This window comes from Microcoleus sp. SVA1B4 (genome assembly GCF_036700545.1).
GTDB lineage: Bacteria > Cyanobacteriota > Cyanobacteriia > Cyanobacteriales > Microcoleaceae > Microcoleus.
Genome location: NZ_JAUBPB010000008.1, coordinates 99,543 through 118,852, shown reverse-complemented (window position 1 = coordinate 118,852; position 19,310 = coordinate 99,543). Strand labels below are relative to the sequence as shown.

16 protein-coding genes and 1 pseudogene are annotated in these 19,310 nt (G+C 43.6%); 7 read left to right on the top strand and 10 right to left on the bottom strand.

The genetic code is table 11. The features are described from left to right. Window positions 1-352: 352 nt before the first annotated feature. The 5 genes from ubiG (at window position 353) to QT987_RS06345 (ending at window position 5,733) form a co-directional block, all read left to right on the top strand. A complete protein-coding gene (gene ubiG / locus QT987_RS06365; protein WP_333055436.1) occupies window positions 353-1,198 on the top strand; it encodes a bifunctional 2-polyprenyl-6-hydroxyphenol methylase/3-demethylubiquinol 3-O-methyltransferase UbiG in 846 nt (281 codons plus the stop codon). Window positions 1,199-1,677: 479 nt separating this feature from the next. Next, the gene (locus tag QT987_RS06360; RefSeq protein WP_333140865.1) at window positions 1,678-2,004 is read left to right on the top strand and encodes a cupin domain-containing protein; all 327 of its coding nucleotides are present in this window, start codon (window positions 1,678-1,680) and stop codon (window positions 2,002-2,004) included. A gap of 162 nt (window positions 2,005-2,166) precedes the next feature. Beyond that, entirely contained in the window at window positions 2,167-2,679 is a 513-nt protein-coding gene (gene fldA / locus QT987_RS06355) for a flavodoxin FldA (protein WP_333238285.1), read from the top strand. Between the two features lie 150 nt (window positions 2,680-2,829). Continuing rightward, window positions 2,830-3,567 carry an alpha/beta hydrolase gene (locus tag QT987_RS06350; protein ID WP_333238283.1) on the top strand — a complete coding sequence of 246 codons (738 nt, stop codon included), beginning with the start codon at window positions 2,830-2,832 and terminating at the stop codon, window positions 3,565-3,567. A 192-nt stretch (window positions 3,568-3,759) separates the two neighbouring features. Then, window positions 3,760-5,733: an ATP-binding protein gene (locus tag QT987_RS06345; protein ID WP_333238282.1), complete on the top strand. Its 1,974-nt coding sequence runs from the start codon at window positions 3,760-3,762 to the stop codon at window positions 5,731-5,733. A 392-nt stretch (window positions 5,734-6,125) separates the two neighbouring features. On the opposite strand, the gene QT987_RS06340 is transcribed toward QT987_RS06345, so the two are convergent. The 4 genes from QT987_RS06340 to QT987_RS06325 form a co-directional block, all read right to left on the bottom strand. After that, window positions 6,126-6,392, bottom strand: a complete 267-nt coding sequence (locus QT987_RS06340) for a FeoC-like transcriptional regulator (protein WP_333232888.1) — start codon at window positions 6,390-6,392, stop codon at window positions 6,126-6,128. A 58-nt stretch (window positions 6,393-6,450) separates the two neighbouring features. Next, window positions 6,451-8,790, bottom strand: coding sequence for a Fe(2+) transporter permease subunit FeoB (feoB, locus tag QT987_RS06335; RefSeq protein ID WP_333238279.1), 2,340 nt, complete (start codon window positions 8,788-8,790; stop codon window positions 6,451-6,453). Next, window positions 8,790-9,032 carry a FeoA family protein gene (locus QT987_RS06330; RefSeq protein ID WP_333238277.1) on the bottom strand — a complete coding sequence of 81 codons (243 nt, stop codon included), beginning with the start codon at window positions 9,030-9,032 and terminating at the stop codon, window positions 8,790-8,792. The genes feoB and QT987_RS06330 overlap by 1 nt, the downstream gene beginning before the upstream one ends. Before the next feature lie 190 nt (window positions 9,033-9,222). After that, window positions 9,223-9,594 (bottom strand): FeoA family protein, encoded by a 372-nt coding sequence (locus QT987_RS06325; protein ID WP_333238274.1) that lies wholly within the window; start codon window positions 9,592-9,594, stop codon window positions 9,223-9,225. Between the two features lie 628 nt (window positions 9,595-10,222). On the opposite strand from QT987_RS06325, the gene QT987_RS06320 reads away from it, so the two are divergent. Next, window positions 10,223-11,131 carry an alpha/beta hydrolase gene (locus QT987_RS06320; protein ID WP_333238272.1) on the top strand — a complete coding sequence of 303 codons (909 nt, stop codon included), beginning with the start codon at window positions 10,223-10,225 and terminating at the stop codon, window positions 11,129-11,131. A gap of 81 nt (window positions 11,132-11,212) precedes the next feature. Here QT987_RS06320 and QT987_RS06315 read toward each other — a convergent pair whose 3' ends face one another. The 4 genes from QT987_RS06315 to QT987_RS06300 all read right to left on the bottom strand — a co-directional run bounded on the left by QT987_RS06315 (window position 11,213) and on the right by QT987_RS06300 (window position 16,205). Beyond that, window positions 11,213-11,656 carry a DUF4079 domain-containing protein gene (locus tag QT987_RS06315; RefSeq protein WP_333067855.1) on the bottom strand — a complete coding sequence of 148 codons (444 nt, stop codon included), beginning with the start codon at window positions 11,654-11,656 and terminating at the stop codon, window positions 11,213-11,215. Between the two features lie 201 nt (window positions 11,657-11,857). Continuing rightward, on the bottom strand, window positions 11,858-12,652 hold the full coding sequence (locus QT987_RS06310; protein WP_333168610.1) for a WecB/TagA/CpsF family glycosyltransferase: 795 nt from the start codon (window positions 12,650-12,652) through the stop codon (window positions 11,858-11,860). Between the two features lie 441 nt (window positions 12,653-13,093). Next, window positions 13,094-14,464, bottom strand: coding sequence for an O-antigen ligase domain-containing protein (locus QT987_RS06305; protein ID WP_333238270.1), 1,371 nt, complete (start codon window positions 14,462-14,464; stop codon window positions 13,094-13,096). A gap of 589 nt (window positions 14,465-15,053) precedes the next feature. Beyond that, entirely contained in the window at window positions 15,054-16,205 is a 1,152-nt protein-coding gene (locus QT987_RS06300; RefSeq protein WP_333238268.1) for a glycosyltransferase family 4 protein, read from the bottom strand. 1,350 nt (window positions 16,206-17,555) lie between these two features. Between QT987_RS06300 and QT987_RS06295 the strand changes: the two are divergent. Further along, window positions 17,556-17,783: pseudogene (locus tag QT987_RS06295) on the top strand (ATP-binding protein); the annotation flags it as partial. 28 nt (window positions 17,784-17,811) lie between these two features. Here QT987_RS06295 and QT987_RS06290 read toward each other — a convergent pair. After that, window positions 17,812-18,492, bottom strand: a complete 681-nt coding sequence (locus tag QT987_RS06290) for a type II CAAX endopeptidase family protein (protein ID WP_333238266.1) — start codon at window positions 18,490-18,492, stop codon at window positions 17,812-17,814. A gap of 272 nt (window positions 18,493-18,764) precedes the next feature. Further along, window positions 18,765-19,310 carry a hypothetical protein gene (locus QT987_RS06285; RefSeq protein ID WP_333238264.1) on the bottom strand — a complete coding sequence of 182 codons (546 nt, stop codon included), beginning with the start codon at window positions 19,308-19,310 and terminating at the stop codon, window positions 18,765-18,767.

The window sequence follows — 19,310 nt, the reverse complement described above, 5'->3', positions numbered from 1 at the left end:
AGATATTATAATAAAAAACTGTGGCGATTCACAACTAACGAGAACATAGAACTTACGCGCGCGGATTCAGAAACCTGGTGTCGGCCTGCGAACTCGTCAATCGATTTTCGATTTTCGATTGTAGATTTTCGATTGACTTGCGCGAGATAAATGCTCTTTCTTGAGGATTTTCTATTTTCGATTGTGGATTGATTCCACGGGTAAATCACGTGGCGGGTACCACATGAAGAAATTCTTGGTCACGAAACATCCGATTTTCTACAGAAATTGGTTTTTTTGGCGTCAGTCCTATAAAATCACGCAAAAGTGCAATCGCCATCTATATTTTCCACTAATCAGGAATGAAAAAATCGTGCAGAAAACAGAAGTAAAAAATGATTTAGAATTTTACGACGAAAATGCTGATAATTGGTGGGACGAAAAATCTAAAATCTATGCTCTTTACCACCTAAATAAACCCAGATTTGAGTTTTTTGACAGACACGCGACTAATTGGCAAGGGCTGAAAACCTTAGATGTCGGGTGCGGGGGCGGCTTTTCTTGCGAGTTTATGGCCGAGAGAGGTGCTATTGTTTCTGGGATAGATCGATCGGAGAAATGTATTGTAGCCGCTCAAAATCACGCAGTTACCAGCGGTTTTGAGATTGACTACAGGCAAGGTTTTGCCGAAAATATGCCCTACGATGACAATACCTTTGATGTGGTAATTTGCGTGGATGTTCTAGAACACGTTGCTGATTACAAACAAGTTGTGTCTGAGGTTCACAGAATTCTGAAGCCCGGAGGATTGTTCTTTTTTGATACAATTAATCGAACTTTTTCGTCGCAAGTTGTGATGATTGGGCTGATGGAAAATATTTTGCAAGAAATTAGGCGGGGGGTTCACGATTGGGAAAAGTTTATTACGCCGGAGGAACTGTCTGCGGTAATGCGAGATACGGGTTTTGGCAATATTGAAATTAAAGGTTTTGATATGTTTGGAGAAATGGGTTCTGTTTTAGCCCAGATGCACGGTTTTTGGGGGAATTTTACACGCGGAAAGCAGTTGTTTCCTTCCGGGGCAGTTTTCAAACAAGCGGCTCAACTTTTAACAGTTAATTTCGCTAACTATATTGATTACAAAAAGTCTGGGTTGTTTAAAATCCAAATCAATGAGGATACGTCGATTATGTATGTTGGCGTTGGGGCGAAGAATTAGTCGGTTGATTGTTGATTGTTGTCATTAGGGGCGAGTTTGAGACGGATTTGGGCGATCGACAAATCCGGCTATAACCCGCCTCTATTGCATTTTTTAGGGTACGCACGCAGCGGTACACCTTATCCTGTTGAGTGCAATACACATATTCCGTAGGCACTGCGCCGTATCCTTACTGTATTGCGGGCAATTGAGAATTGCTATATTGGCGATCGCACTACAAATATAATTTTAAGACCTAATTGCAAATAATTACTAACTATTTTTTAAGTTAAGCCCTTGCGTCGCGCTGTCTTAGCGTCCACAAACACCGCTCCGTGTGAATTTGGGGCTGCTTGTGCTGAGTTTAAACCTAGTCTGACAGCATTATGTAACAAATCTTAATGGTAGACTCTTGACAATTTATCTAAATTGCATGGTAGCTTATTGAATATTAATTGCAATAAGTGCCGGAAGTTAACAGTACCTGGAGGTCAATCACCGTGACAGCAGCAATAGTTTCCGCATCCGCCGATCGAATCAGCGACGGACAACCCGCCGACAGCCAAAAACTGATGAGTTTGGGTAAAAATTCCGAAATACCTGACCTCGATAACTCCAAAGATGTAACCCTCGCCGTCTTAGAAGGAGGGGGAACTCTCACGGTGTGCGATCGAACAGTCACTTTAAAACCCGGAGTATTTGTGTTTGTACCCGCAGGCATCCCGCGCAGTCTAAAAGTACAAACGACGCTGAATCTGTTACTAATTGACTGCGAAGCAGACCCAGATATGAGCGAGTCAGCTTGGTTGATGAATTTTCAAATTTAACCCAATGAAAAAACAGTGTCCTTGCTGTCTTGACTCCCTGATTTCTCAGGTTTGCCACAATCGCGTCTACTGTTTTTGCATGAATTGCAGGCAGGAAATGCCAAATCCTGACTCAAAAAAAAGAAATCTCAAACCCTGTCAACTTCTACCTTCGGAGTAACAATGTCGAAATCAATTGGTCTTTTCTACGGAACTACAACTGGCAAAACTGAGTCTGTGGCTGAAATGATTCGGGATGAATTTGGTGGCGATATCGTGACTTTGCACGAGATAGGCAGCATTGAAAATGATGATTTTGCTGAATACGAATGTCTGATTATCGCTTGTCCGACTTGGAATATCGGCGAACTGCAAAGCGACTGGGAAGGCTTTTTCCCAGAACTTGATGATATTGATTTTAGCGGCAAAAAGGTGGCTTATTTGGGAACTGGCGACCAAGAGGGCTACCCGGATAATTTTATGGATGCAATGGGGGTTTTGGCTGAGAAAATCACGGAACAGGGCGGCGAAACTGTTGGTTATTGGCCGGTAGACGGCTATGATTTTAATGAATCTAAAGCGGTAGTTAATGGCAAATTTTTGGGTCTTGCGATCGATGAAGACAACCAATCCGATCTGACGGAAGCACGGGTAAAATCTTGGGTATCTCAACTCAAGACAGAATTTGGGATCTAGGATTAATGGTGGGCAGGTTTTGCAATTACTCGTTACCAGGATCTGCCTCCAATTTTACTCCGCGATGCAAAGCCTTTGGAGATCGGTTCCCAAGAAGAGTCTGGGAACCAGTTAAAATTATTAATAGCTCCATTTTCTAACTTAAAAGTGATGAGATATACTTCAGATGATGTGCTATGGCTAAGTGCCAGTCCGAGTTTGCAATTATTCGATATTTCTCTCATTAACTACTTAAATCAGTCAGTACCAATACAAATATGGGAATACGAACAAACGGAAGATGAAGCTTGCTCTTTAGATGTCGCCGTTGATCTACTACATCACTATTTGAAAGCGCGGAATAGCCCAATTCATCTAATCGGTCACAGTACCAGCGGACTAATTGGTTTAATGTATGCCCGCCGCTATCCTCACAAAGTCAGCTCTTTGGGACTTTTAGCTGTCGGCTTGCCATCTGCTATTAATTGGCAAGCTCATTACTATACACATCTTTCAGCTTTTTCCTGGAGCCGCAAACAAATTTTAACTCAAATGGTTGGCGATATGTTGGGAGAACAAAATCAGTATATTAATCAAAAATTTGTATCATATTTTGAAGAAGATTTAGCACTTTCGCCTTCGCCTCACTCGTTATTTAGTACGACTAATTTATCCGATGGGGGTGTAGAAGTACCTTTGTTGTTATGCAGTAGCAAGACGGACTTTGTAGTATCTCCTATTGTCATGCGCCCCTGGCTTAAGTTTCTGAAAAAGGGCGATCGACTTTGGGAATGTAAAGATGGTAGACATTTTTTTCATCACTTCTATCCAGAACAAGTTGGGGAAGAAATACTAAACTTTTGGCTATCTCTACACAGCCGCCAACCGATTTTAGATTTGAGGTTCTAGATTCGCGCCACTATTGAGATAAATAACTAACAAGTTTTGGGGTGCTAAAAGCAGTCTCCTCGCCAGCCTGCCAAAATTTACTACAGATTCAACTCTTTATATATCAAGACTTTGCAGCAGTAGCAGCTCCCTGTAATGAAAATTTACGGTTAATGTATTATGATATATTAATGAGTCTTATTCTTAATAATTATGAAAAATATAAGGAGTGCGATCGAGGGCGACAACAGCTCAATCAAGAGCCCGCCGTACTTTCGAGTACCGCTGAGCCTCAAAATTATCGTGCCGTTTCTAAGCGTATCCGTCACTCTATTGTTATTAGTCATACACACAGTCAAAATCGGATTTGCCAACACTCTCGAAAAAGGAGTGCGCGATCAAGTTGAAAACCAAGCATTTTTAGCCGTGCGAGACTTCAAAAGTCGATCGACTCAATTGACAATGCAAGCCAAACTACTATCAGAAGAAGCCGAACTTATTCGCGCTATAGAAAAGAAAAACACAGACATCTTGCGTCAAGATATATTATCTCTAAAAACCACATTTAAACTAGATTTAGTCAAAGTAGTAAACGGGCGGGGCGAAATGGTAGCAGAGTTGCGAGAAGATTCGCTCATACATAAGAAGTTAATCAATAGCGCAGCGATAAATTCAGCACTTAAAGGCTTAGAAAAGTCAAATTTTGTCAGCATTGATGGCAAACCGCAAGCATTGCTAGTAGGATTTGCACCGATTAGAAGCAAGAATAGGATAATTGGTGCTGTACTCGTAGGTGACTTAGTGACAGACGAACAATTGCATAAAATCAACATTGACACTAAGAGTAAAAACTACTTCGCAATCTTTAAATCAGGAGAATTAATTGCTACTGATTTTCCCCAAATTCGCTCTAAATCTTGGAAAAAACCTACACCACAGACATCGACTACTAAAATAGATATTGAGCGCCTGTCTTACATAATGAAAACGGTAGAAATCTCCGAAATAGGCGATAGCATAGCTCTAGGTGTGTTTAGCCCAATGGCGACAGTGCAGCAAACGCAATTAACTTTATCTCAACGGCTAGATAGTTTCTTTTGGGCAGGGGTAATTCTAGCCACGATTGTTGGTGCTGTAGTTAGCCGAATCATCGGAAAACCAATTCTAGATTTAACTCAAAATGTGAATTGGATGGCAAGCAATGAATACTTTTCTGGTAGAGTACCCATTCCTTCCTCTGATGAGGTAGGTCAACTTGCGGAAGCTTTCAACTGTATGATAGAACAAGTAGAAAATCGCGATCGTACACTCAACCTACAATTGCACCAACTGCAACAAACGCTTCACGATTTAAAAAATGCCCAATCTCAACTAATTCAAGCCGAAAAAATGTCCAGTTTGGGGTTGATGATGGCTGGTATTGCTCACGAAATTAACAACCCAGTTAACTTTATTTATGGCAACCTTTCTCACGCTAACCAATATACTCAAGACTTGCTCAAGCTTGTAGGACTTTACCAGCAGGAATTTCCGAATGCAAGCGCGCCGATTCAAGACTGCATCGAGGAAATTGAACTCGACTTTTTATCAGAAGATTTGTCGAAGTTACTATCTTCGATGAAAATGGGTACTGAGCGAATTCAGCAAATTGTTTTGTCCCTGCGAAACTTCTCTAGGTTAGATGAAGCTGAAATGAAACCAGTCGATATCCATGAAGGAATTGACAGCACTCTATTAATTTTAAACAGCAAAATCAAAACAGCGATTAAAGTAATTAAAAAATATGGAAACTTGCCCTTGGTAGAGTGCTATCCGTCGCAGTTAAACCAGGTATTCATGAATATCATAGCCAATGCTGCTGATGCACTGTTGAGCAATCCAAATCTGCGAAACAATGAGATTGAAATCCTCACAGAAATAGCAGGAGTAAATCAAGTGGTGGTGAAGATTAGAGATAACGGTAATGGGATTGACCCGGATGCAATTAATAGGCTATTTGACCCATTTTTTACCACTAAACCTGTGGGTAAAGGAACTGGTTTAGGGCTGTCAATTTCCTACCAGATAATCGAGAAGCATCAAGGGAAAATAGAAGTGAATTCGGAAATAGGGCAGGGAGCAGAGTTTGTGATTTATTTGCCGATTAAAGCCCGCACCCAAGAAGCCGCTTGTTTGTGCCAGAGTTAAGACAGTTGCTTGAATTGAATATCAGTTAGCTATTTGATTAGAGGAGACGGCATTGCCGTATCCCTACCGCAAAATAATCATGAACTCGCGAGGAGGAAACGGCAGTGCCGTTTCCCTACCCCGATTAATTGTAGGGAAACGGCAGTGCCATTTCCTGATTTCTGAAGTCCTTACTACGAAATTAATATCACTTAATGGCAAGTTGCAGAAACTGGCTCTTTTTTAACTGGTTCCCAGGCTCTGCCTGGGAATCAATATCTAGAGGCTCTGCCTCACTATCCTAGCAGGAAAATTGGAGGCAGAGCCTCCGGAGATGCGTTACTAGGCAGAGCCTAGTAACGAGTAATACCGTGATTAATTGTAGGGAGACGGCACTGCCATCTCCTGATTTGTTAATGGCAAGTTGCAGAAACTGGCTCTTTTGCTGACACCGACTCGCCAGGATTTACCCATACATAAATCTCCGTTGCATCGTCGGCGCAACTGCCACACCCGCCGCATTTTTTGGCTTCTGCCATTTTGCTAATTCTGCCTTTGCGAATTAGGCGATTTAACATTCCGCGCAAAGCATCACCATCCATGCGAAAGTGGATTTTTAGATCCGCGATAGAGGCTCTTTTGTTGTCAGCAATAAATTTTTGGATTTCGCTTAAAATCATGGCTTTTCTCCTTTGTTTGATTCTTAAACGTAGTTAACAGTTAACAGTCAACAGTCAACTAACTACTGATTGCTGCGCGTCGCTTGGGGCGTATTGCACCGATCATTTTTAATCCCGCAAGTGTCAGCGCCATAGCTATTACCAGTCTCACTACCCAAATAACTGAAGATTCTGGATGCTCTGCATATGTCGCGACTTGATAATAGAGGACTGCAACCCAGTAACCTAAACCAGTAGTCCATAAGCCTGCGAATACAGTCCATCCCAAGTTAGTTTCGCGGTAAAGCGCAGCCGTTGCGGAGACGCAGGGAAAGTACAGCAATACAAAAAGCAAATAAGCAAAAGCTGCTTGATTGGAACCGAACCGCTGGGACATTTGTCCGTAGGTGCTACCAGAGATACCTTGGTCTTCTTCCGCTTGTTTTTGGTCGGTAATATTAGCAGAATTTAAGCCGAGGGGATCGAAAAGTTGACCGGGAAGTTTCGTAAGATTCTCTGGTATGCTAAAAAATGCTTGGCCGATATTTCCCCAGAAACTAAATTCTTCTTCTTTCTCCGGTTCTCCACTTGCTGCTTTTTGTTCGTCTGCTAGTTGGGTGTACAAGGAATCTAAGGTTCCAACCATTACTTCTTTGGCAAATATTCCTGTTAGCAAACCGACGGTGGCGGGCCAGTTTTCTTGGGTGATTCCCATTGGTGTAAATACAGGTGTTGCCGCGTGGCCGACTGCACTAAGAATTGAGTCTTTGCTGTTGTCTTTGCCGAAGGAACCGTCGGTGCCAACTGAGCTCATGAATCCTAGTATAACCACCATGATCACGATCGCAATTCCGGCCTTTGTGATAAAAGCTTTCAGTCTGTCCCAAGTCCGCAGTAACACTCCTTTGAGCTTGGGAATGTGGTAGGGCGGCAATTCCATAACAAAAGGCGCGGCTTCTCCTTGGAGGATGGTATTCTTGAGGATTAGTCCGGTGAGAACAGCGGCTAGAATTCCGATTAGGTAAAGTCCTAGTACCATGTTTTGACCGCCGACTTGGAAGAATGCGCCGCAAAATAGGGCGTAAACTGCTAATCTGGCACTACAAGACATGAATGGATTCATCATAATCGTCATTGTGCGATCGCGCTTATTTTCCAATGTCCGCGTCGCCATAATTCCGGGGATATTGCAGCCGAAACCGACTATCATCGGCACAAAGGATTTACCGGGAAGCCCGATAAATCGCATCAATCTGTCCATCACGAAGGCAGCCCGCGCCATGTAGCCGGAGTCTTCTAAAACAGACAAACACAAGAACATCATCCCAATTTGGGGGATAAATGTAGATGTGGTTTGAATGCCACCACCAGCACCTTTTGCGAGAAGTCCAATCAACCATCCTGGTGCGCTGATACTTTCTAAAAGTTTAGCGAAACCATCTACAAAAATTGTCCCCAAGGCTATGTCAAAAAAGTCGATAAACACTGCACCAACGTTAATCGAAATGGTGAACATTAGGTACATTACCGCTAAGAATACGGGAATGCCTAAGAAACGGTTGAGAACAATTTGGTCAATTTTGTCAGAAACGTTGGTTTTGACTTCTCTAGAACATTCGGTGACGCCTTGGGTTAGGTTGCGGATGAAGGTGTAACGGCTGTCGGCGATGATAATATCGAGGTCGTCATCGAGGGTTTCATGGACTCGGCGGCGGTGCGGAACGACGATTTTTTCGAGTTCTGTACTGGCGAGTTCCGGGGCGACTTCATCCTGATATTCTAACAGCTTCAGGGCTGTCCAGCGGGCATCTACGGTGCGATTTGGGCTGTGTTTTTCGATGTGCGGGATGAGTTGGACGATCGCATCTTCGATCGTAGCCGGATAAGCGACATAGGCAGATGGTACGATCGGCTGAGACAGCGCCCGATTAATCGCATCACGCAACAGAGGTACTCCGTCATTTGAAGAAGCACTCATCGGCACTACCGTACAGCCGAGGCGTTCTGCAAGTTTATTGACCTTGATTTTGAAATCCCGTTCTTTGGCAACATCCATCATGTTCAGCGCCAAAATTGTCGGTACGCGCATCTCCAAAATTTGGGTAGTGAGATACAAATTGCGCTCTAAATTAGAAGCATCAACAATATTAATAATTACGTCAGCTTCCCCAGATAGCAAATAATCTCGCGCTACCAATTCATCGAGTCCGGTGTCTCCATCTTCGGCATCAAGAGAATAAACTCCCGGTAAGTCAACAATCGTAATTGCTAAACCATCGTGAGTATATTTTCCCTCTTTGCGTTCTACAGTTACTCCTGGCCAATTCCCTACTCTTTGGTTAGCACCTGTCAGGGCATTAAACAAAGTAGTTTTGCCGCAGTTAGGATTGCCCACCAATCCAATAATTTGCTTAGTCATTATTTAACCTCTTCTACAAATAGGGTTTTGGCTTCATCTTTGCGTAAACTGAGTTTGAAACCGCGCACTAGGATTTCTACGGCATCCCCCAAAGGTGCATAGCGACTAACAGTAAATTCAGTTCCCGGCGTCAATCCCATTGCTAACAATTTGCCTTTATAACCTCTGGCTGTTTTCTCATAGCCAATGACGCGGCCGATTGCACCAACAGCTAAATCCCCTAGTTGTTTTTTCTCGCTCATCTTTTGTTTTAATGGACTCTAAATTGGTACAAACTAAATTAAAGGCCTGAAGGTAGCAACTTTTTCAGAATGTGTCAACATCTCTCTTTTGTCTTTCTCTGTGCCCTCTGCGCCCTCTGCGGTAAAAAAAAGAAAATCTTTTTCACAAATCCAATAAGATTGCTGTTGATGCAATTTTTTGATAATTTCCCTAGACAAGATTCGTGTACAGAATTTTCTGTGCCATACCTGCCCCCAAACCGATGCGGTTGTCGCCAATCGCCACAATTACAGAACCGCCAGAATTGCTGATGATTTGAACTTCGATTCCGGGGACTAATCCCATACCAATCAGACGGCGCACCGTGCCTTCTGAACCTTTGAGTTTGACAATCCGCAATTTCTCACCGATGCTTGCCATTGCTAGGGGGAATGATTTACCACCCGCCACCGCAGGCTGAGTTTCGGTGCTGCCAGACTCGCTTCCAGAGACTTCTGGTGTCTCGCCGTAAAAGGTGAAACCCGCGAACTGTCTGGGGTTTGACTCTTGCTTCTGTTCGCTGTATTCTTGGTTTTGTTTCATGGTTCTTCTCACAGTTGATCGGTTTTAGCAGCAAGTTTTTTGGCGTTACTTCCAGAAAATAATTGAGATTAATTCTCAATAAATTTTACACCGCAGTGCACGCATCGCCAAACTTGGGTTGTCAGGCTACTTGTTTTCTGGGAATATTGCGGATACAGTTGTTCCCCGCGATCGGAAATTTGATGGTTTTTTTGCGATCTAGAGTTGAAATCTCTCTTAGGTTAGATGCCAATTTGCGGTTAAATTGCGTGATGGTCAAACTAACTGCTCTTAAGCATCTTATCTGAAAAATTGTTTATTAGCAACAATTCTCAAATATATTAACCAGAAACAGAATCAGCCATTGGTGGGACGGCGCGATACTAAATATCGATCGAATTTTAATGACTCGCCCCAACTCCTAAAATAGCGATCGAGCAAGCATATAGCAATCCTCGCATCATTTGTAAAAATATATAGGGGTAGTGCTACCCCTACTCCCCGTGCCTACCCCAGCCTGCATCGGGGCAACCACGGGGGGTTTGCCCCTACAAGAATTACACGAATCATTTAGGATTGCTATATATACTTAAATGTTAGGGCGGACAGAGTGGCATCGCCCCTACCGATTCACAATTTATCAAGAATTATGCCAGCAAGTTTTCTGCCAAAGTCGATCGCACAACTCACAGAATCTACCTCAATTGCCTTAGCCCAAAGCATTCAACGAGAGGCAATTACAACTCCCCTATCTTCTGGGCCAATTGCCACAACTTACGTGCGCCAAGGCAGCGGCAACACACCGATTTTGCTACTTCACGGCTTCGACAGTTCCTTGTTTGAATTCCGCCGCCTGTTGCCGCTGCTAGCTGCCGAAAATGAAACTTGGGCGGTTGATTTGTTGGGTTTTGGCTTTACAGAAAGATCGGCCGGTTTGGCATTCAGCGCGAGGGCAATTGAAAGTCACCTTTACTATTTTTGGAAAACGCTAATTTCGCAGCCTGTAATCTTAGTCGGTGCTTCAATGGGAGGTGCAGCAGCAATTGATTTCACTCTCAATTATCCCGAAGCTGTAAAACAATTAGTGTTAATAGATAGCGCAGGTTTCGCCATCAGTTCTAATAAGGGAAAGTTTTTAATTCCTCCTTTAGGATATCTGGCAACTTCATTTTTACGCAATCCCAAAATTCGCCAGCGAATTAGCGTCAATGCTTATTTCGATAAAAATTTGGCTTCTGTTGACGCTCAAACTTGTGCTGCTTTGCACTTGGAAATGCCCAACTGGAATCAAGCTTTAATTGCGTTTACCAAAAGCGGCGGTTACGGTGGTTTTGGGGGAAAATTATCGCAAATTCAGCAGCAGACGCTGATTTTGTGGGGAAAACAAGACCGGATTTTGGGGACGGCGGATGCGGAAAAGTTTGCAAGGGCGATCGCAAATTCTCAACTAATTTGGATACCCGACTGCGGCCACGTTCCCCACTTAGAAAAGCCACAGATTACCGCGCAGCATATTTTAGAATTCATCACCAAAAGCGGACTCACGCAAAAAAATTAAACCTAGGGTGCGCTGCGGCGCACCTTACATATATGTTTTCGCTGGCACATTTGGTATAGTTTGAGGTCAAATAGACAGGTTTCAAACTTTCGGCAAATACTTTTGTACTATCGTCCATCCTGTGAGCAACACAGTCACAAATCCCCCAAACAAGGCCAAATTAGTGCCGATGTGGAGGGGGCGCGCCCAAGGATGTTTAGGGCCAATTTGCAGCCCGCTGCCAACAGAAACCAACACCAAAGCCACAACAGCTAACCCCGCCGGTAAATGAGCCGAGTGACCCAAATTGCCGTAGTATCCTAGCGTACCGACTACACCAATTCCCAGCAGTAAAATTACCAAAGTCGCCATCCCCGCACCAGTGGCTAAATGAAAGGGACGCAGCCATTTTGGGCGCGGTTGTTTGGTACTCCTAGCGGCAAACATCCACGTTCCAGTAACAGCCAGCAACAGGTAAGCCAACAGGGAAACACCCATTGACCAAGCCGCTATTTTCCACAACCACAAGAAAGAAGGCAGATTCATCGGTTGCATCCCTAATTAGGATTTTCCACAAAAGGTTTCTTTCCGATTTTACCTGGACTTGAAAGCAAAAATGAATTATTTTGAGAGAAAGTGCGATGTGCGATCGGACTATCCACAGATTGCATCAGTCTTACCTTGAAGTCAAACCCACTTTCTCCGATACTCAGCTTAATTTACGCTCGATCTTGGTGGAGCACCTTTTTAGGAGCCACCTTTCCATTCTAGCTGGCTGGTTTTGCTCTCCATGAAAGGCATTTTATAAAACCCTAGTTTTTGTTCTAAGATTAACCGGAAAAAAGGCAGACCTTCAATCAAATATCTTTTCCACAACCTTCTCGGTTCACTTAACAGTCTGTACGCCCATTCTATGCCGACTTCGCTCATCCATTTGGGGGCTCTGGCTTTGCAACCAGCTTCAAAATCAATGGTTGCACCTACTGCTAAGAAAATTTTGACGTGTGTTAATTTGCTCCTGTATTTAACCAGCCACTTCTCTTGCTTTGGCGCTCCCACTCCGATAGCCAGAACTGTCGCTCCTGATTTATTGATCGCATCAATTATTGTTTCACATTCTTCCTCATTTTTTTCAAATCCAAAAGAAGGAGAAAGTGCTTCAACTACTATTTCTCTACCAATTTTTTGGTTAATTTTTTCCTGGGCTTTCCTAGCAATACCTTCAGCCGCTCCTAGCAAAAATATTTTAATCTTCTCGTTATCTTTGTGATACATATAAAATGCAGGGAACAAATCCGAACCAGAAATCTTTTCTTTGAGAGGAGTACCCAAAAACTTGGAGGCATACATCAATATTTGACTGTCGCAGACTCTGTAAGTAGATGTATTGTAAGCTTCATAGAAGTCGCGGTCATACTGCAACTTAATCAAGTGGTCTACATTTGGTGTAAATACGACACCACCTTCGCCGTCGAGTTTTTCAAACAACTCTGTGATTGACAAGTTATCTATCGAGACATTCAATAAATTAACTGTTTTCATTTATTATGCCCTTCCCGGTTTATATTAAACTACAACTCAAACTATTATAGCCCACAATACAGTTGCGTGTTGTAACTAGGCGCTTCAGTGAACATAGTCTTCTCAGTATATCCTCCTATGCCCTACCTGTCTAGTCAGGATTTTTAAAGATTATGTAAAGAATCAGCTCGTTTTAGAAAAAGTGTATAAAGCCAATTTTTAAGTTTATAAGTCGCAAGACAGTTTCAAGTAAAAAGCCATCCAGTGCTAATACTTGTTGAAGCATTGCAAATGAATGTAAAAAAAAGAGTTTATGAGATTAAGAGTTTAACCTAGTGACAAATATCTGGCAACTTCCGAACGGGATTTCATCCAAAAGTGGTAGATTTTTGAGTTTTTGGTCTCTAGGGAAGGCAATATAGTCTCCAGCTTGAAGTGAAGTGGCGATCGTATTCCTGAAAATCATCCTGATTTTTGGTGAACCAGCGAATGTCTTCTTGGTGGCGAACTGGTTTTCTTGGCCTTAAGACTTTCTGGAGCTTTTAAGACGAGACCCGATATTCCTCCAGCAATCAGCGCAAAAATCGGGTTAGTCATAGCATTCAAAACACAGTCAAACACGTACATAGTTAAGGCTACTCCCAGGACGGCAGCGGGCGCTACTTTGGGATTTGACCAGGTTCTGGCGGGATACTTGAACAGGGTAAAGACGATAACAGGAAGTAACAAAGAAGAAAATAAACTAGCTAAACCGACTGCACCGTTGACGCCAAATGCAATAATCCATAAGCTGTCGGTGACCGAGATATCTTTACCCGACTCGTCGTAAACGCGGTTTCCGCCGGAATCTCCCCAGCCAAAAAGAAATCTTTGCCGCGCTTTTTCCCCCAAAATCTCTTCCATGTCAAATCTAAACTTCAGAGAGGCGGAGCGTTCTTCGCCAAATATTGGAGTGATGAAGTCCATCACGTCTTTGCTCGAAAATTGACCCGATGCAGCGACGTACAGATAAAACACTATATATCCAATTATGAATAGCAGGGGCAAAGGGGTGCGAAACCACTTTGCAGAGAATAATACGAGTAACCCCATTGCAAATAAACTGTAGGCGCCAGTAGAACGGCATAGGAAAAAAGCGATAGTTAATATAATTGCTAAAGTCTTGATGTTACGACCCTGAAACTTTTTGAGCGTCCCAGTTTGCCAAAGCCAAAGTGCGATTAAGGCGGCTGTCATCATCCATAGACCCACCATCAAACCGTGCTGCATAAATACTACCGGTCTCCACCCCCCCAGGCGCCTTGCTTGACCCCAGTCCTCAAAGGCATTGACGCCGTAAATCATTAGGTGCAGAATTGGGCCCCTAACCCCTTCAACTAAAGTAAAAGGAATGTAGGCCAACCCACCTGCAAAAATCCCGATCGCCAATTGTCGCAGCCCGTCTAAACTACCTAGATACAAGCGTCCTAAAAAATAAGGCAGACCCCAAGTAACGATTTGGTTGATAGTCGGAGAAATTGGACTGCCGCCATTACTAACTTGTGAAACAATTGGACACAAACAGTAAATTACCACTGGCACGTCCAGCCAACCGGGCTTAAAAGATGTCAGGCGCGCAGGATCGTAGATAAGAGTCCCCAACAAAACGCCGTAGCAAGCAGCAGAGATTTTGGTATAGGATGGCAATGAGGGGATGGGATAAGAAGCTTGCGGCAAAAACAGCCACCCTACCACAAAACTTATAATTACTGCACGCTGAGCCGGAAACCTCACAAACAGGTAACAAACGACTGGAATAAAGCCGAACAGAGCAAGTGGGATTAATGCAACCATAGGTATTTTTTGGCAGTAAAATTTTAGAAAGACAACTCAAATTGCCCGCTCAAAATTCTTGATTAAACGATCGCCCAACCCCAATCTTTTCAATCAACCTCAATTTTACGTCTTGTTGGTTAATTGTGCCTGACGTTCCAAACCAGTGTACAGTGCCGCATCGAGGAGATTAGTTGCATCGTCCATAACAGCAAGTTCGCACTTACCAGCCTATTTTTGCCTTTTCTGCGGGGTGGGGATCTCTGCAGGAGGCGATCGTCACTTGATAGTCTAGCCGATCTTACTTTGTCATCAGGGACAAGTCCCAATTACACATGGGCAGATGTTTGATGACTAGACAAGTTTAACCTGTAACGGAGCCAGCCTTAAAACCTCCGTCGCACTCTAGTTCAGATTTTGGCAGATCAATTTATAACGACTATTCCCTCGTCGCTGCAGTCAGAATTCGTGTGGAGACTGCTGCGTAGAAAACAGGACACGGGCGATTTATTTTACTTGTGTCAGAAGCACCCCACCAAACGATATTGACTTTCTGCCCAGAAATCCGGCGCCGAAAACGCCCGTAGCGCCGAATTTCAAATTGCAGCAATTAGCAAACCGGAATTTTTTCATAGTTTGCTGCATAGGGAGAAAACGGAACTATCTTCACGGCGCGCTGTTTAGATTTGTCTACAGCAACTTTCAATGCCGCTTCAAAATGATCCGTGGCATCTTCCCACGTATAGTTGTTCACCTTGGCATAGGCGACTTCGGACATGGCTTGCCACTTGGAATTTGGCATCTGACAGATAGACTCTATGGCTTTTGCCATTTCTTCGGGATCTTCTGGTCTTACAAGTATGCCAGTACCGCCGCTCAAAATTTCAGGAGCAGCACCTGCTGGGGTACTGATGACGGGAGTGCGGCACGCCATCGCTTCGATAATAGGCAAGCCGAAGCCTTCTGAGCGGCTCGCCAGCAGCCATGCATCGCATTTGCTGTAATAGTCTTTGATTTTGTCTTGGTCGGGTTGAATTACATACTCGGCATTTGCCGGTAGGGGCAATTCCGAGGATGGGGCCCCTGTACCGAAGGCAACCAGACGCAGGTTGGGGATCTTTTCGGCCGCTAGGGAAAAAGCTTTGAGGGCGATGTCGGTTCCTTTCCAGTAGATTGTAGAGTACATTAGGCCAACTGTAGGAACCGATTGTTTGTTGCGAGGACAGGCGTAAAATTGCTTGGTGTCCACGGTAGGAGGAGCTAAGGAAACTTGGCGATCGCCATATTTAGTCCGAGCTAGGTCAACTAACCACTCAGAGATCGTAATTTTGTGCATGGGCAGCATCCAGGTTGCTTCTACTCTTCCTTGAGGTAGATAGTCAAAAATTTCGTGGTGCTGGATAAAATAAGCTTTTGCTCCTTTGCTAGGAGAGAGTTTGGCTACCCACTCGGCGGTTTCCCACCAGGTGGCCACTACTACGTCAGCGTCAGGTACATCTTTGTCTTCTACGGGGCGGTAGCGATCTGTAATTTTGTGTTCTACACCTAAGTTATCGAAAAATGAGGGTTCGTTTTCAGGTGTGGAAATCCAACCGCGTCCCCGCAACAGCGACTTGACTTGCTGGCGCATACTCGGTTGGGCGTGGGGTACAGAGATGACGAAGACGGAGTGTCCTCGCTTTCTCAAAAGTTCTGCGAAAATAGAGATTACTCGTATTCCACCAGTTAGAGACAGAGTAGGAAGAACAAAGGTGATTTTCATTTTTAAGTCCCGCTGAAGACTTTTACTCGCTTTCGGCGCTGCTAGCAGCGCTGATGTTAGAGCCCAAAAGGAAAGAGGGGCGGGTGAATATTAATTACCGCTTTCCTGGTGTTTACATAGAATCCAACCGATCGACTGTTCGCAACACCCCAATATCTATCTGCCACAACTTGAATGTCGTTGCATTGATCATAAGGATTGATGTTAGCCAGAAACAGTTCCCATCGGGATAATTTGCAGATCAGCGAAAGTTCATCCCGAAGATAGATACCTCATCAAATAGAAGCTTGTTTCGCGACAAACACCAAGCTCTATAACACCCTCTGTTCAAGATAACATCATTTTATCCAACAGATAGGAATGTACGGTAAACCGAATATCAGCAAACTTTTAATGTGAGGGATAAAGGTAGCATCTGCAACAATATTCAGTAGATTGACATCGCCTTTGGCAAAATTTTATACTGGATTCAAGAGGGGACTTCTTACCTTGAGAATGTTGATTGATCCATTAAAATAACAGATATAAATACCATCAGTGGCTGTAATTTTTTGGTAAATGTGCTGTAGGTATTGCTTGACACAATATCCTATTTGGTCAAGATTCAGAGATGGTGGTTTTCTCATAAACCTGCAGGGGCGCGATCGCGCGAATCATCGTCGTGGAGCCGCGAATGAGGGGATAAAGCCGATTTTTAAAGCGATCCCCCTCGCCCTCAGTTTTCGTGTGTTCATAAAAAAACCTAGTTGATGCGTCCACTGTTTTAAAAAATAGGTTTCCCAATCGTGCTACAGAACATAGAGTTTCACCGATATAAATTTAATTAGCGGCATGAGTTTTAAATTTGTTAATAAAAGGCTATCGCCTGAAAAAGTTCCCACAAGAGACTGCCAGTGGGGGGCAGAGTATATGTAGCGTTCCTGCCCAATTCCAGTCTAAGTAATTACCGTAACAAAAATTCAGCAGCAAATTATCAAATGACCCTATAAAGATCAAAGGAATACTCAAGGTTGATCGGTCAATATCGTGCAAACTTTGACTCCTAAGCAGTAGCAGCAGCTTCGTGGTATGTATCAAACGATTTCGCCTACAAAAAATTTGATGTTATGAAATCATAATTTTTCCTAAGTTGGCAATTCCCGATGACAATCGGTGTGATCTTGGGGGCCGGGCCGCCGATGCTGGTAGCGATAGGTTGGCCTGTTTTTATGCAGCTAAAATTATGCGAGCGCCAGCAAAACCAAACCTAGAATTAAAAGCAGATGCCTGAACGGAAAGCATCTTCCGGTGGGAAGATATGAACTTCGATTATTGCACAGCATCAATCAATAGCCGAGTTCGGATATTCCGGCTGCTGAAGAATGGATTAGTTTCACAGTCAGCGATACTGGAATTGGAATCAAGCCAGAGCAAATTGAGAGAGTATTTCAAGCTTTTACGCAAGCGGACGATTATACTCCTCGCAGGTACGGCGGTACGGGTTTGGGACGGGCAATCGCCCAGAAATTCTGTGTGATGATGGGGGGAGATATTAGTCGGGAGAACGAGTTGGGAAAAGGGTCAATGTTTACTGTATAATTGCCGACGATTGTAGCTGAAAAAGCAGCTAGTTAAAAAGGATTTGCCAACCAATAATTGCCAGGGCTAAATCTGCGATCGCGTGGCTGATATAACTCGACCAAAGCGAACGGTAAGTCAGATAAGAATGCGACCAAATTATCCCGGCGGTGAAGACAGCTAAGGAACCTAAGATCACAGCCTGCCAGTCGCTGTAAGCTGCGATTACAAAAATGTGGTGGAGTGTGAAAAATAGCGAACTCAGAAATATTGCTTTTGTACCCGGTATGATAATCTGGCACTTGTTGCAGACAAACCACCGCCAAGTAAATTCTTCAATCAGCGAGTTAACTAGCACAAAATATGCTTCGACAATCAAGTAAATAGTAGGGCTGCTAATACCTAACTGGTACGATTTTTCTTTAGCAACTACAGGATCGATCCACTGCTGACCAAAAAGGCTATAGATACCCAGAATTACCGCAAACATGAATATTCCCCAAATAGATCCAGCCAGCAATTCTTGGGGCTTGGGCAGGGATAAACTGAGCTTTTTGCGATCGACAAAAACAGACCACGCGATCGGAAAAACCAGCAACCAAACTTGACAAAAGACTGACAGTGTTTGTCCCCAGCTTCCAGGGGCAAGATACAAGGCTGCTATGATACCGATACTAGCGGCAGGGACAAGCAGTGTTAAAGCCAATAGTGCTGAGTTGCGATCGCCCATGTCCAACATTTTGCACGATTCCTTAAAAAATTGGATTGAGATCAAAGGAAAAAGCTTGGTGGCGGCGGACAGATTATACCACTTTCAAGAAACAATGCAACTGTAGGTCAGTGTTCCAAACCCTTATGCAGTCAGTCATTCTCACGTTTTTAATCTAAAAGGTATGAGTTGTGTGCAGTTTATAAAATTTGCGTTTATTTCTTGAAACTAAAAATTGGTAAAATGGCGATCGCACGGACGATCCTACTAACCCGGAATTACTCTAAATCTACTCAGTTGTCTGGTTTCTGAAATCCGAGCGATCGTTCTATTTCAGGCTCAGCACCATTTTGCAGCCAATCAAGGGGTTTTTCTGCTATTTGGGCCGGGTTTACCCATATAATATCTTTAAGCCGATCGACATCTACTGCTACTTTAGCAAAACATTGTCTCACTTTGTCATCAAGTGAAATTACTGTGCGATCGGTAGCGATCGCAGCTTCCACCAACCGCAAATCTTTAACCATTACTTCCCGCTCTTTATCGCTTTCGGCTATTGCTTCAACTTGACGCCACAAATCATTGTCTACCGCGATATCGCAAGGACATAATTTCTTCTTGGCAACCATCCGGCGCAGCCATATACGAGCAGATTTTGATTGATGTTTGTTCCACTCATCTCTAATATCTGGAGTCATCACAACTCGGTGAGAAATATCCAAGACAGCTTTGAGAAATTTGCGACAGTCAACCGATGTGAGATCGGTAGCATCTTCTCCACCAGCAGCACGCGCAACAGAAGCATCTATTACCAGGCGTTTAGAAACTTTATCTGCCAT

Bases quoted from the DNA above. Each gene is read 5' to 3' on its own strand.
- QT987_RS06320 (WP_333238272.1), top strand. From the start codon at position 10,223: ATGCCAGCAAGTTTTCTGCCAAAGTCGATCGCACAACTCACAGAATCT.
- QT987_RS06305 (WP_333238270.1), bottom strand. From the start codon at position 14,464: ATGGTTGCATTAATCCCACTTGCTCTGTTCGGCTTTATTCCAGTCGTT.
- QT987_RS06310 (WP_333168610.1), bottom strand. From the start codon at position 12,652: ATGAAAACAGTTAATTTATTGAATGTCTCGATAGATAACTTGTCAATC.
- QT987_RS06290 (WP_333238266.1), bottom strand. From the start codon at position 18,492: ATGGGCGATCGCAACTCAGCACTATTGGCTTTAACACTGCTTGTCCCT.
- QT987_RS06315 (WP_333067855.1), bottom strand. From the start codon at position 11,656: ATGAATCTGCCTTCTTTCTTGTGGTTGTGGAAAATAGCGGCTTGGTCA.
- feoB (WP_333238279.1), bottom strand. From the start codon at position 8,790: ATGACTAAGCAAATTATTGGATTGGTGGGCAATCCTAACTGCGGCAAA.
- QT987_RS06345 (WP_333238282.1), top strand. From the start codon at position 3,760: ATGAAAAATATAAGGAGTGCGATCGAGGGCGACAACAGCTCAATCAAG.
- fldA (WP_333238285.1), top strand. From the start codon at position 2,167: ATGTCGAAATCAATTGGTCTTTTCTACGGAACTACAACTGGCAAAACT.
- QT987_RS06330 (WP_333238277.1), bottom strand. From the start codon at position 9,032: ATGAGCGAGAAAAAACAACTAGGGGATTTAGCTGTTGGTGCAATCGGC.
- QT987_RS06285 (WP_333238264.1), bottom strand. From the start codon at position 19,310: ATGGCAGATAAAGTTTCTAAACGCCTGGTAATAGATGCTTCTGTTGCG.
- QT987_RS06300 (WP_333238268.1), bottom strand. From the start codon at position 16,205: ATGAAAATCACCTTTGTTCTTCCTACTCTGTCTCTAACTGGTGGAATA.
- QT987_RS06340 (WP_333232888.1), bottom strand. From the start codon at position 6,392: ATGATTTTAAGCGAAATCCAAAAATTTATTGCTGACAACAAAAGAGCC.
- QT987_RS06350 (WP_333238283.1), top strand. From the start codon at position 2,830: ATGAGATATACTTCAGATGATGTGCTATGGCTAAGTGCCAGTCCGAGT.
- QT987_RS06325 (WP_333238274.1), bottom strand. From the start codon at position 9,594: ATGAAACAAAACCAAGAATACAGCGAACAGAAGCAAGAGTCAAACCCC.